Consider the following 12,322-nt stretch of genomic DNA (forward strand, 5'->3'; position numbering starts at 1 on the left):
TAAAATCAAGATTACGCGCATTATCTTGATTAATTTCGTGTACTGCTGATGAAGATAGAGGCCAGTGTTCATGGGCATTGGTGCCATCAGAGAGGCCTGAACGTAGGGTAGGGAGGGCTGTAATGTTGCTGTATCAGATACAGCAAGGCCCTACACGATGGTAAGGCCTTGCTGGTAGACGGGGGCGAAGAGTGAAGGCGGGAGGAGCTCAGCGCCGATTATCGAGGTACTGGTGGGCAAACCTGCGCAGTTCCTTGACGTCAGATTGGTACGACCTGTCCAGGCGCCAGGCCGCGAAGCCAATGGCTGCGGTAAAAAGCGTCATGGCTGCCAGAATGATATAGAACGCCATCAGTTGTTCCTCCATGTGAGGGGAGCCTTGCACCAGGACGCGACTACTGCCAGCAGAAAGCCAAGGATAGCGCCCCATAGCGGTTTCGATGTGCTCGCCACCAGCAGGGTGTCGGTGGTCTTGTCGGCAAAGAACAGAGCAATCAGCGATAACGAACCCACTGTGGTGCCTGCCCGGTCGGCGAGGTCCAGTAGATTGTTGAGGGCTGCGGCGTGCCGGGCCTTGCGTCTGGCGGCCAGGTGCTCGGTGAATCTCTCCAGTTCCTGCTCGGTCAGTGTGTTGGTACGTAGGGAGCCTGCCTCGCGTGACTGGGGGGCCGCAGTGGAGCGCGCCTCGATGAAGCGAACCAGTTCGCTCTTGAGCTCATCCAGCTGTCTGTCGTGGGAATCCTTGGGGTGGGACATCCTTGCTCTCTGCAATGTTGAGGGAGCGCAGTGCGCCGTCGGTTCTATATCAAGGTAGCTGTTTCCACCTGTTGGTGTGCAGATGGATGCGCCAGGTTTGGTAGCAAGGGCAGCCAGGGCCTTGGTTCTCCGGCTCTTGTTGCCGGTATACTCGTCACCACTGATGTTGTCACCATGTTCATTGTCCCTTTCCCGTTGCCAGGAAGCCGATGTCTCGAAGTCCATCCGCCCCCGTTGTGCCTGCACCGCTGCTGACGCTGGATGAGCCGTCGGGCGTGGGCACCTCCCGTGCACTGATACCATTCGAGGCGGCGATCCTGGCCAACAGTGACGCCGAGGCGGTGGCGGCCTGGCTGCAGGAATATCGTGGGAGTCCCCAAACACAACGCAGTTATCGACGTGAAGCGGAGCGTCTGCTGCTGTGGTTGGATGTTCGGGGTATGCGGCTGTGTGAATTGCGCCGTCCACACCTTGATGAATTCGAGGCCTTTCTCGCCGACCCGCAACCTCGGGAACTCTGGATTGGTCCGGTGAAGCCGCGCCATCATCCCGGATGGCGACCTTTTCGTGGGCCGCTGGCGCCAGCCAGTCGACGCCAGAGCCTGGTCATTCTGCAGGGCATGGTCAGTTGGCTGCTGGAAGCGGGATGGCTGACACATAATCCATTCCGTCTTATGCGCGACAAGCGCAGACGCCTCGACAACCGGCGCAGTGCCCGAGTCGAACGCTATCTGGAGCGTCCGCTTTGGGAGTGGTTGTGGAGCTGGCTCAATCGACCACTGAATGAACAGGCGTCAGCCAGGTCCAGAACTTTGTGGCAGCGTCGACGCCTGGTGTTCGGCTTCGCTTACCTTCTTGCACCACGAATATCGGAGATGTGCGAGGCGCGTCTCAGTGATCTGATGCTGCGTGAGGGACGTTGGTGGTGGCGTGTGGTAGGCAAGGGAAGCAAGCTGGCCGAGATACCGGTGCCGCCGGACATGATGCAACTGATACAGGAGGCCTGTGGCCATTATGGCCCTGGCGAGTCACCAGGTTACAGCGATGGCCCCGTGCTGCGGCGCCTGGATGGAAAAACGCCGCTGGGAGCGAACCAGTTGTATCGTCTGATTCGTCAGGCCCTTGCCGAGGCGGCCGATGTCATGGAGCAGCAGGGAGGAGACCCGCTGTCTGTTGTCAGGCTGCGGCAGGCCACGCCCCATTGGCTGCGCCATACGGCCTTGACTCACCAGGCTCAGGCCGGAGTCGAACTGCGTTATCTGGCGGAATCCGCACGTCATTCTCGCCTCGATACCACCGCGCGCTATCTGCATACCGAAGACGAGGAATGGCATCGCCAGCAATCTCGGCACCGCCTGTCGGGAGGCAACGAGGGCGAGACGGAGTGAGTCCGTCTCGCCCTGTTCCAGAGTCACCATGGGTGCAGAGTTGCATTGTCCCAGAGCAGCAATGGCAGGGTATCGATCTAGCGTCCCATCCAGCCGCCGTCGACGGTCAGGATGCTCCCGTGCATATAGTCGGAAGCCGAGGAGGCCAGGAAGACTGCCGGACCCGCGAAGTCCTCGGGCTGGCCCCAGCGCGCAGCGGGGATGCGTTCGAGAATAGCGCGAGAACGGGTCTCGTCATGGCGCAGCGCCTCGGTATTGTCGGTGGCGATGTAGCCTGGCGCGATGGCATTGACGTTGACGCCACGTCCGGCCCACTCATTGGCGAAGGCCTTGGTCAACTGGGCGATGCCACCCTTGCTGGCGGCATACCCGGGTACCGTGATTCCCCCCTGGAATGACAGCAGCGAGGCGGTGAAGACGATCTTGCCATGACCGCGCTGGCACATTGCTGCACCGATCTGGCGGGTCAGCACGAACTGGGCCGAGAGGTTGATCTCGATGACCCGGTCCCAGAGCTCATCGGAGTGCTCGGCGGCAGGGGCACGCTCGATGGTGCCGGCGTTGTTGAACAGAATATCAATGGGCTGTTGCGCCAACTGGTCGGCGAGTCCCTGCACGGCGTCACGGTCACTGAAGTCGCAGCGAACCCCGGTGAAGGTCCGTCCCGCTGCACGTACGGCATCTCCGATATCGCCGCCATCTTCGGGCATGGCAGCACTGACACCAATCACATCGGCACCTGCTTCGGCCAGTGCCACGGCAATGGCGCCCCCGATACCTCGCCTCGCACCGGTGACCACGGCCGTGCGTCCCGCCAGGCTGAAGTTGTCCAGAATCGACATGGATTACTCTCCCGGAGTGATGGTGATCAAGGTCTTGAGTGCTTCGGCATTGCCGGTCAGGCTGACAAAGGCATCTCCGATGCGCTCCAGCGGCTGCTGATCGGTAATGATGGCATCGACATCGATGGCACCGGAACCCAGCAGATCGAGGGCACGATCGAAATCTTCCGGCTCATAGACACGGGCTCCGATCAGTTCCAGCTCGCGCCAGAAGAAACGGAACAGGTCCACCAGCGGGCGGCTGGCATGAATGGCTACCATGACGATGCGTCCACGGGTGGCCGCGACTTCGGTCATGAGATCGACGCCCGGCTGGCTGCCGGATACCTCGAACACCACGTCAGCCCCCTTGTTGCCGGTGCGCTCATTGATCAGCGACACAACGTCCGTCTCCAACGGATTTACCGCATCCAGTCCCATGGCATTGGCCATGCGGATGCGCGTGGGGTTGATCTCGCTGAGGATAACGTCAGCTCCCTCGGCTTTTGCGGTCAATGCAATCAGGGTGCCGATGGGGCCGCCGCCGATGACCAGAGCGCATTCACCGGCTTTGAGTCGCGCGCGTCGAACATCGTGTACGGCTACGGCAGTGGGCTCGACCAGCGCTGCGGCTGCCAGCGATAGCTTGTCCGGCAGAGCATGCAGGAGCTTCGCGGGAACCGTCCAGAAACGCTTGAGGGCACCATCCGTATCGATGCCCATGAACTTGAGGTTGTGACAGATATGGGAGAGGTCGTTGTTGCAGGCTGGGCAGTCGCCGCAGTTGTCCAGCGGGCGAACCACGACGCGATCGCCGCAGTGATGATCTGCGACACCTTCACCCACCTCAACGACGGTACCGGCCATCTCGTGGCCGAGCACGCGCTGATCGCCTATCCGGGCATCCATATGGCCGAGATAGGCATGCAGGTCGGTGCCACAGATGCCACAAAAGGCAATCTCGAGGCGTACTTCGCCAGGCCCGGGCGCCGTGACCGGTTCGTCGACGATCTCGAAACGGCCATCGCCGCGATAGACAGCAGCAGGATTGTTCATGGGGTTCCTTGTCCTTGTGTTTCGGGGTGTGTCATGGAGACGGTTTGTGATGTCTGTTGTGTCACAGGCATCCGGGTGTCATGCCGCATGCAGACTACTGGATACCTGATACTGTTTGGTGCGGTGGTCTACGAGTCGTTCCCAGTCGAAACTCACCCCGATGCCGGGATCCTCGGGAGCAATGGCCCGGGCATCGCGGATCACCAGTGGCCGCTGGGTGTAACGGTCGATGGGGAAGGAATGGATCTCCAGCCATCCAGCATTGGGCTGCGCGGACACCAGGCTGACATGAAGCTCCTGCATGCCATGACTACAGACGGGAATGCCGGCCTGTCGGCAACGCTGTGCCGCAGCGAGCCAGCCGGAGATGCCACCGCAGTTGGAAGCGTCCGGTTGCAGCCAGGAGAGCGAGGCATCGCGCAGTGCGTGCTCGAACTCTTCGATGATGTGAAGGTTCTCACCCATGGCCAGGGGCATTCCGGTCTCTCTCGCAATACGAGCATAGCCGAGGTAGTCATCGGGAATGATCGGCTCTTCGAACCACAATAGATCGAGAGGCATGAAGGCTTGGGCCGCCTTGATGGCCTGGTCGACACTGAGACCATAATTGGCATCGACCATGAAGGTGATGTCCTTGCCGATCAGGTCACGAACCGCACTGGCCCGTTCGAGGTCCTCGTTCAGATCCGGCTTACCGACCTTGATCTTGACCGCTTCGACGCCGCTGGCGAGGTAGCCCTCGACATTGCTCAACAGGCGGGGCAGGGAAAAGTTGAGGTCAACGCCACCACAGTAAGCCTGGCAGCGAGTGTCGTGGCCACCAGCCATCTGTACCAGCGATTGGCCAAGACGCTTGCCACGCAGATCCCAGAGCGCAATATCCAACGCAGAAATCGCAAAGGAGGCGATGCCGCCGCGACCAACATAGTGCACATGCCACAGCATCTCGTCGTAACGGGCAGCGATGTCCTCGGCATCGCGTTCGATAAGCAGTGGCGCCAGATCCTGCTCGAGCAGGGCGAGAATGGCCTTGCCGCCCCGACCACCGGTGTAGGTATAGCCCGTTCCCTCGAGGCCGTCCGAGGTTCGTATGGTGGCAGTGATCAGCTCGAAGTGAGTGTGCAGCCCGTGCTTTGCATCACCCAGCGGTTCATCGAGCGGTATTCGGAACAACTGCAGGTCAATGTGTGAAATCCGTGTCATGAGTCTCAGTCTCCGACAAGAGGGCGGGTGATCTTCACTTGAAGAAGGATCACGATGAACAGGAAGACGCCGCGGATCACCATCTGCCAATAGGCACTCAGGTTGAAGGTGCCGAGGCCGTTCTCGAAATTGAGCAGGTTGAAGATCAGTCCCAGCATCAGAGCACCGGCCACGCTGGCGGGAATGGAGCCGCGACCACCGGTGAGCAGGGTGCCCCCTACGACGACGGATGCAATGGCCGTCAATTCCCAGCCAAGCCCCTCGAGGGGCTGGCCGGCGCCGAACCCGGAGGCGAGGAAGACGCCAGCCAGGCCGGCGCAGCCACCGCAGATCACGTAGGCCCAGGCGCGGGCCCATCCCGAGGAAAGGCCCATCAAATTGGTGGCATCCTCGTTGTCTCCAGCGGCGAGCATGACGCGCCCCAGCGGTCGATGCTCCACCAGCAGCCAGAGGGCAATGCCGACCACCATCGTCAACAGCATGGTCCAGGGCAGCCAACCCGCCACGCTGTTCATGCCCAGTTGGGTGAAGTTGCTGGTCCAGTCCACCGGCACGGTCTGGGCATCGCTGATCACCAGTGCTGTGCCCTTGGCTGCCAGTAGCGTTGCCAGGGTAGCGATGAAGGGAGGAATGCGCATGATCACGATCATGAAGGCATTGAGCGCTCCCACGGCTAACCCGGTGAGCACACCAACCGGTAACGCAACCTCCAGGCCATAGGCGCTGAAGCCGGCGGCGGTGACCGAGGACAGCGCCGCCACTGTGCCGACTGACAGGTCGATGCCCCCGGTCATGATCACCAGACACATGCCCATGGTGATCAGCACGAACATGGCGTTGTAGTTGAGAAAGGAGGTCAGGTTGTAGAGGCTGGCGAAATTGTCATAGCGCAAAGTGCCCAGCAGGATGAGCAGCAGCACACCGATCATCACGCCAGTGCTCTGCCCGTGGTCGGCGATATGCCTGCGAACGAGAGTTGTCATCTCAATGTCCTCCGCGCAGGGACTGAAGGTAGACCGCGCCGACGATGATCGCTGCCTTGACGATCAGGGCGACTTCATCGGGCACGCCATTGGCGAGCAGGGTATAGCGCACCAGTTGAATGATGGCAGCACCGATGACCACACCGATGAAGGGAGCTCGTCCGCCCTGAAGCAGAGCGCCGCCGACGACTGCTGCAGCGATGGCATCGAGTTCCATCAACTGACCGTTGCGTGCGGCATCGGAGGCGGAGTTGATCGCTACGCTGATCATTCCGGCGAGCCCGGCGAGCAGGGCACACAGGGTATAGGCGATCATGCGGACCCGTGCCACGGGAACACCGGCCAGTTCCGCAGCGCGCGGGTTGCCACCGCTGGCAAGCAGATAGCGCCCGAAGCGAGTGCGCGACACCACGAATACCGCTATGGCGGCCAGGAGTACGACCAGCCAACCCTGGATGGGAATGCCCAACAGTCGCCCGGACCCCAGATACTCGAACATCGGGTTGTCGAAGGTCTGCAGGTTGCCGTTGGTCAGCACCTGAGCGAGACCGCGTCCCGAGATGAAAAGGATCAAGGTGGCAACAATCGGCTGGACGCCGAAGCGGCTGACCAGCATGCCGTTGAACAGCCCACACATCATGGCGATGCCCAGGGCGGCCATGACGGCGATCAGTGTCATCAGGACAGGAAAGCTCTGGCCCGCGGAGGACAGGAAGATCAGTGGCACGATAGCGCCCGCCAGAGCCATTACCGCGCCCACGGACAGATCAATGCCGCCGGTAGCGATGACCAGTGTCATGCCCATGGCAACGATGGCGATGGTCGCCACCTGAGTGATGTTCACCGAGAGGGTCTGCATGGACAGGAAGTTGGGAGTGATCAGGGCGTTGAAGCCGATCAGCAGCAGCAGGGCAATCAATGGCCCGCTGTGTCGCAACCGATACCGCGACCACGGAGCTGTCGTGGCTCCTGATGAAGCCGTAGGAGTCGTGATCTTCATGCTTGTGTCTCCCTGGGAGTACTGGGCCGGGCGGATGTCTCCTGCATTCTGTGGTCATCACCGGAAGTCGAAGGCTGGCCGCGTGACAGGGCTGCGACGAGGGTTGACTCGGTCAGGCCCGGGTTGCTCAGCGTGTCGATGGAGCGGCCTTCGTGCATCACCACCACGCGGTGCGCGCCCTCGATGAGCTCCTCGAATTCGGAACTGATCAGCAGCACTGCACCACCCTGGGCTCTATAGTCCTGGATGATGCGCTGGATTTCCTGACGAGCACCGATGTCCACGCCTCGGGTCGGTTCGTCGAGAATCAGCAACTGGGGTTCGGTGGCCAGCCAGCGAGCCAGCAGGACTTTCTGCTGGTTACCGCCGGACAGCTCGCGAATGGGCTGGTCCATATCCGAGACCTTGATCTGCAGGGCCTCGATGTAATGCTCAACCAGTTTGCGTTCGGCCTCGCTGTCGATCTGCACACCTGCGGAGAGCGAGGGGAGAATGGACAGGGTCAGGTTCTCCCGTACGCTCAGGTCGGCGACGATACCCTCGCGTTTGCGGTCTTCGGCCAGCAGAGCGATGCCTTGACGAATGGCGGCACTGGCATTGGTCGGGTGGTAGCTGGCACCTTCGAGGCTCATCTGTCCGTCGCTCAGGGCATCCATGCCGAATACGGCACGCGCCACTTCGGTGCGACCGGAGCCGAGCAGTCCGGCCAGGCCAACGATCTCGCCGCGATGCACTTCCAGACTGGCGCTGCGCAGGTGTCGACGGGTGGCGATATCTCTTGCCTCGAAGAGCAGTTCGCCTGCCGGTTCAAGCTCACCGCCGAAATCGGTACTGCCATGGGTTTCGATATCGCTGACATCCTTGCCCAGCATGTCAGCGACGAGTACCGCTTTGCGGATGTCGCTGATGGCATGGTCCGCTACCCAGGCACCGTTACGCATGATGGTGACGTGGTTGCAGATCTCGAACAGCTCGTCGAGGAAGTGGGAAACATAGAGCACCGCTGTACCGCGCTGCTGGAGTCGTCGAATGACTTCGAAGAGCTGCAGCACTTCGGATTCATCCAGTGAGCTGGTTGGCTCGTCCATGATCACCAGCATGGCGTCACGCGAGACCGCACGAGCAATGGCGACCAGTTGCTGGATGGCGGTGGAATACTCCTCCAGCGGGCGACGCACATCGATATTGACGCCGAGTCCAGCGAGAATCTCACTGGCCTGCTGGTGGGCGAGTTTCCAGTCGATGAAGCCGCCAAGGCGGCGGGGTTCGCGTCCCATGACGATGTTTTCGGTCACGCTGCGCAGGCCGACGAGATTCAGTTCCTGATAGATGGTCGCGATACCCGCGTCCTGTGCCTGAGCTGGGCGTGAGAACTGGCAGGGCTGACCATTGAAGGTAATGTCACCGCCGTCTCGCTGGTGAACACCGGTCAGCACCTTGATCAACGTTGACTTGCCCGCGCCGTTCTGGCCAATCAGGGCATGTACTTCACCGCGCTGGATGGTCAATCTTGCATCTTCAAGGGCGAGGGTCTTGCCGAACTGCTTGTGGACGCCCTGGATATTGAGAAGTGGCTGCATCGCTTGCTCCCCGGCCGCATGGAGCGGTGATGACACCGCCCCATGCAATCCCGTCTCAGTAGGCTTCGTCGATATGATCGGCGGCATTGTCGGCGGTGAAGACACGATCCTCCACGCGCACCCAGGGCTCGATGGTCCCGCCGGCGGCATAGCGATTGAGAACATCACAGGCCACCGGGCCGAAGAAGGGCGAAGACTCGACTGACACTCCCATCTTGCCGTTGATGATGGCTCTCAGGGCATCACGGGTTCCGTCGATGGACACCACCAGCACGTCTTCGCCGGGCGTGCGTCCGGAAACTTCCAGTGCCTGGATGGCACCGATGGCCATCTCGTCGTTATGCGCATACACCACATTGACGTTGGGGTGGGCCTGGAGCAGCGTTTCCATTACCTGACGCCCGGTATCCCGCGAGAAGTCGCCGGACTGGGAGGCAATGATGGTCATGTTGTCCTGTTCGGCGATGACCTCATCGAACCCCTGCTTGCGATCATTGGCCGGGGAAGATCCGGTGGTGCCCTCCAGTTCGATGATTCTGGCTTCCTCACCGTCAAAATTGTCCACCAGCCACTGGGCCGCCGTCTGTCCCTGCTCCACGAAGTCAGAGCCGAGGAAGGCCACATAGTGCTCTCCGGCTCTGGCCACGGCGGGGTCGACCTGACGGTCAACGAGAAATACGGGAATGCCCGCGGCCCGTGCTTTCATGACGGCCGGGATCAGAGCGCGCTCCTCCCGAGGCGGCAGGAAGATGGCATCCATACCTTGGGCGATCATGCTGTCGACATCGGCAACCTGCTTGGCGGCCGATCCTGCGGCATCGGTCACGGTCAGATTCCAGTTGCACTGCTCAGCGACGTCTCGGAAGGATTGGGTTTCCGCAATGCGCCAGGGATTGTTGCTCTCCATCTGGGCGAACCCCACGCGGTAGCTGTCCTTCTGCTCCAGAGGTGGGAGTTGTTGTGCCATCGCGAGACCGGCGGTACACGCGAGTGCTGCGCCAAGCATCAATTTGAGTGTCTTCATGGTGATACCCCTCGTCGTTGTTGGTTTGTCGTTGTTGAGGTCGGTCGGTGGCGTGTCAGTCCTCCCAGTTCAGGTAGGTGGTCTGTTTCTTGAGGTAGGCGGAGAAGCCATGCTTGCCGTCCTCGCCGCCAATGCCGGAGTGACGCCAGCCGGAGTGATACCCCTGGACCTGCTCGCCATTGCTTCGGTTGATGTAGAGTTCGGCAAACCTCAGCTCCTGGGGCAAGCGCATCAGGCGCTGCATGTTACGGGTAAAGACATAGGCCGACAGGCCATAGTCGGAATCATTGGCGAAGGCCAATGCCTGCTCGAAGTCAGAGACTCTCTGAATGACCGCCACCGGTCCGAAGGCCTCCTGAGTGATCAGTGGTGAGGTGTTCTGCCGAGTCTCGATGACGGTGGGGGCGTACCAGTATCCGTTGGCATAGTCTCCCTCATTGAGCGGCCCTCCCTTCAGCAGCATCTGCGCGCCAGCCTCGACACTGCTGCTGACCAGTTGGTCGATCTTGTCGACTTCGACGCGGCTGACCTTGGGTCCTAGATCGGGATTGGAAAAGGGGTCGCCAATGGTCAGGCGTTGTGAGGCTGCCACGAACTTCTCGCTGAACTCGTCGGCGATGCTTTCGTGAAGGTACATGCGTTCATTGCAGGTGCAGATCTGCCCGCAGTTGGTGTATCTAGCCGTGACCGCGGCCGCTACCGCCTTGTCGATATCGGCATCTTCCATGACGATGAAAGGCGCCTTGCCTCCCAACTCCAGACGCAGGATCTTCAGTTCATCAGCAGCGGAGCGGAATATCTCGCGACCGGCACGAGTGCTGCCTGTCATGCTGATCAGGTCCGAACGCGGATCCTCGACCAGTGCACGTCCAAGCTGTGCGCCACGACCGGTGACCACATTGATGACACCTGGCGGGAACCCCACACGCTCCGCCAGGGCGGCGATGAACAGCCCCGAGAAGGGAGTGATTTCATGGGAAAGCAGGACCACGGTATTGCCAGCCACCAGTGCAGGTCCCAGCTTGCGGGCGGCAAGGGCTGCAGGATAATTCCAGGCGGTGAGCGCAACAACGACGCCGACCGGGAGTGAGCGGATCTGGATCTCTTCGTGGGGGTTGTCCGAGGCGACGATCTCGCCTTCAATGCGCCGCGCCCAGTGGGAGGAGTAATCGAGAAAATTGCTGGCGGCCTCGACTTCTCCTTGTGCCTGGGCAAGGGGCTTACCCTGTTCGAGGCTGATGATATGGGCGAGTTGCTCACTGTGGGCGGCGACTTCTGCGGCGAGGCGTGCCACCAGCCTGCCGCGCTCGATGGCCGGGCGGCGTCCCCAGTCACGCTGGGCGCGGCTGGCAGCGGCGAGCGCGGCATCGGCGATGTCTTCACCTCCTTCACCAATGGTGCCGAGCAGTGACTCATTGGCCGGATTGTCGACCTCAATTCGCGGATGATCGCCGGAATGCCAACGTCCATTGATGAACATGTCAGCATGCAGCGGCTGCTGGCCAGATTGCGAGAAAAGCTGCGAGAAATCCATGCGGCGGCCCTATTCGATGTTTGGTATGACCATAATTGTTAGAAAGAGTGGTAGGGGTCCGTCAACTGTTATTGAAGTGATTTGCGCGGTATTGAGTTAATTTTTATAAAAAACAAAATGTTATTTTGTATAGACTTTTGTTTAACATCGTAGTTATTGATATTTTTGTACGACCAAACTAGATTCGACATCATCAAGAAGGGCATCAGGGGTCATGACTGAGGCCGCTGGGGAAGACCCGTATCTTCCGGGGAGTAAGGGGTATGGATACAAGAACCGCTGAACATATCTGTGACGATATCGAGATCCGCATCGTCAATGGAGATCTGGTCGAAGGTAAACCGCTGCCGGCCGAGCGCAGCCTGATGGAGGCATACGGAGCAAGCCGCACGGTCATTCGCGAGGTGATCACGGCGCTGACCGCAAAGGGCTTTCTACGTAGCCGTCCCCGTTTCCGTCCGATCGTCTGCCGTCCCGACGCCAGTACCGCGATGCATGCAGCTGGAGGCGTTATCAAGCACCTGCTGGCCAGTTCACAGAACGTCCATGACCTCTATCAGGTACGTGTGCTGTGTGAACGCATGCTGGTACGCGATGCAGCCGTGGGCGCGAAACGCGAGGATATCCAGCGCCTGCGTCAGGCTCTGGATGACAACGAACAGGCCATCGACGATTCGGCGCAGTTCTATGCCACGGATGTTGCCTTTCACCGCCAGCTGTATGTGATTTCCGGCAATTCGGCCTTCCCGGCGATTCATCAGGCCTTTGTCGAGTGGCTGGCGCCGCAGTGGTCACAGATGCCACGCAGTCCGGAACGCAACCGCACCAACTTTCTTGCCCACCAGGCGATCTTCGAGGCGATTCTCAGCCGTGATCCGGACCTGGCCGAGAAGGCGCTTATCTCGCACCTGGACAGTTCCTGGCAATTCGTCAGTTCAACGTTCTTTGCCGAGGAAACACCATGAGCCCGAGGAAAT

General features: G+C 60.4%; 12 protein-coding genes. 2 read left to right on the top strand and 10 right to left on the bottom strand.

What is annotated here, in order from left to right; translation table 11 throughout:
• Nucleotides 1–208: 208 nt before the first annotated feature.
• Both BUE38_RS23005 and BUE38_RS16145 read right to left on the bottom strand, forming a co-directional pair.
• Nucleotides 209–352, bottom strand: coding sequence for a hypothetical protein (locus BUE38_RS23005; RefSeq protein ID WP_159438903.1), 144 nt, complete (start codon nt 350–352; stop codon nt 209–211).
• The gene (locus tag BUE38_RS16145; protein WP_073436272.1) at nt 352–756 is read right to left on the bottom strand and encodes a hypothetical protein; all 405 of its coding nucleotides are present in this window, start codon (nt 754–756) and stop codon (nt 352–354) included. Before BUE38_RS16145 ends, BUE38_RS23005 begins: the two co-directional genes overlap by 1 nt.
• A gap of 209 nt (nt 757–965) precedes the next feature.
• Between BUE38_RS16145 and BUE38_RS16150 the strand changes: the two genes are divergently transcribed.
• Entirely contained in the window at nt 966–2,144 is a 1,179-nt protein-coding gene (locus BUE38_RS16150; protein WP_073436273.1) for a tyrosine-type recombinase/integrase, read from the top strand.
• A 77-nt stretch (nt 2,145–2,221) separates the two neighbouring features.
• On the opposite strand, the gene BUE38_RS16155 is transcribed toward BUE38_RS16150, so the two are convergent.
• From BUE38_RS16155 to BUE38_RS16190, 8 genes are all read right to left on the bottom strand, one after another.
• The gene (locus BUE38_RS16155) at nt 2,222–2,986 is read right to left on the bottom strand and encodes an SDR family oxidoreductase (RefSeq protein ID WP_073436274.1); all 765 of its coding nucleotides are present in this window, start codon (nt 2,984–2,986) and stop codon (nt 2,222–2,224) included.
• A gap of 3 nt (nt 2,987–2,989) precedes the next feature.
• The gene (locus tag BUE38_RS16160) at nt 2,990–4,021 is read right to left on the bottom strand and encodes a zinc-dependent alcohol dehydrogenase (protein WP_073436275.1); all 1,032 of its coding nucleotides are present in this window, start codon (nt 4,019–4,021) and stop codon (nt 2,990–2,992) included.
• Between the two features lie 78 nt (nt 4,022–4,099).
• Nucleotides 4,100–5,224, bottom strand: a complete 1,125-nt coding sequence (locus BUE38_RS16165; RefSeq protein WP_073436276.1) for a mandelate racemase/muconate lactonizing enzyme family protein — start codon at nt 5,222–5,224, stop codon at nt 4,100–4,102.
• Nucleotides 5,225–5,229: 5 nt separating this feature from the next.
• Entirely contained in the window at nt 5,230–6,207 is a 978-nt protein-coding gene (locus BUE38_RS16170; protein WP_073436277.1) for an ABC transporter permease, read from the bottom strand.
• Between the two features lies 1 nt (nt 6,208).
• Nucleotides 6,209–7,207: an ABC transporter permease gene (locus tag BUE38_RS16175; protein WP_073436278.1), complete on the bottom strand. Its 999-nt coding sequence runs from the start codon at nt 7,205–7,207 to the stop codon at nt 6,209–6,211.
• Nucleotides 7,204–8,787, bottom strand: coding sequence for a sugar ABC transporter ATP-binding protein (locus BUE38_RS16180; protein WP_073436279.1), 1,584 nt, complete (start codon nt 8,785–8,787; stop codon nt 7,204–7,206). Before BUE38_RS16180 ends, BUE38_RS16175 begins: the two co-directional genes overlap by 4 nt.
• Nucleotides 8,788–8,842: 55 nt before the next feature.
• Entirely contained in the window at nt 8,843–9,811 is a 969-nt protein-coding gene (locus tag BUE38_RS16185; RefSeq protein ID WP_073436280.1) for an ABC transporter substrate-binding protein, read from the bottom strand.
• A gap of 55 nt (nt 9,812–9,866) precedes the next feature.
• The gene (locus BUE38_RS16190; RefSeq protein WP_200802199.1) at nt 9,867–11,345 is read right to left on the bottom strand and encodes an aldehyde dehydrogenase family protein; all 1,479 of its coding nucleotides are present in this window, start codon (nt 11,343–11,345) and stop codon (nt 9,867–9,869) included.
• Nucleotides 11,346–11,608: 263 nt separating this feature from the next.
• Here BUE38_RS16190 and BUE38_RS16195 point away from each other — a divergent pair, with 263 nt between their 5' ends.
• Nucleotides 11,609–12,310 carry an FCD domain-containing protein gene (locus BUE38_RS16195; protein WP_073436281.1) on the top strand — a complete coding sequence of 234 codons (702 nt, stop codon included), beginning with the start codon at nt 11,609–11,611 and terminating at the stop codon, nt 12,308–12,310.
• Nucleotides 12,311–12,322: the final 12 nt, after the last annotated feature.

The sequence above is a fragment of the Halomonas cupida genome (assembly GCF_900142755.1).
Classification (GTDB): Bacteria; Pseudomonadota; Gammaproteobacteria; order Pseudomonadales; family Halomonadaceae; genus Halomonas; species Halomonas cupida.

What these genes read in the sequence shown, in the direction of transcription:
- BUE38_RS16165 (WP_073436276.1), bottom strand. Translation starts at nt 5,224, where the DNA reads ATGACACGGATTTCACACATTGACCTGCAGTTGTTCCGAATACCGCTC.
- BUE38_RS16175 (WP_073436278.1), bottom strand. Translation starts at nt 7,207, where the DNA reads ATGAAGATCACGACTCCTACGGCTTCATCAGGAGCCACGACAGCTCCG.
- BUE38_RS16170 (WP_073436277.1), bottom strand. Translation starts at nt 6,207, where the DNA reads ATGACAACTCTCGTTCGCAGGCATATCGCCGACCACGGGCAGAGCACT.
- BUE38_RS16180 (WP_073436279.1), bottom strand. Translation starts at nt 8,787, where the DNA reads ATGCAGCCACTTCTCAATATCCAGGGCGTCCACAAGCAGTTCGGCAAG.
- BUE38_RS16160 (WP_073436275.1), bottom strand. Translation starts at nt 4,021, where the DNA reads ATGAACAATCCTGCTGCTGTCTATCGCGGCGATGGCCGTTTCGAGATC.
- BUE38_RS16195 (WP_073436281.1), top strand. Translation starts at nt 11,609, where the DNA reads ATGGATACAAGAACCGCTGAACATATCTGTGACGATATCGAGATCCGC.
- BUE38_RS16145 (WP_073436272.1), bottom strand. Translation starts at nt 756, where the DNA reads ATGTCCCACCCCAAGGATTCCCACGACAGACAGCTGGATGAGCTCAAG.
- BUE38_RS23005 (WP_159438903.1), bottom strand. Translation starts at nt 352, where the DNA reads ATGGCGTTCTATATCATTCTGGCAGCCATGACGCTTTTTACCGCAGCC.
- BUE38_RS16150 (WP_073436273.1), top strand. Translation starts at nt 966, where the DNA reads ATGTCTCGAAGTCCATCCGCCCCCGTTGTGCCTGCACCGCTGCTGACG.
- BUE38_RS16155 (WP_073436274.1), bottom strand. Translation starts at nt 2,986, where the DNA reads ATGTCGATTCTGGACAACTTCAGCCTGGCGGGACGCACGGCCGTGGTC.
- BUE38_RS16190 (WP_200802199.1), bottom strand. Translation starts at nt 11,345, where the DNA reads ATGGATTTCTCGCAGCTTTTCTCGCAATCTGGCCAGCAGCCGCTGCAT.
- BUE38_RS16185 (WP_073436280.1), bottom strand. Translation starts at nt 9,811, where the DNA reads ATGAAGACACTCAAATTGATGCTTGGCGCAGCACTCGCGTGTACCGCC.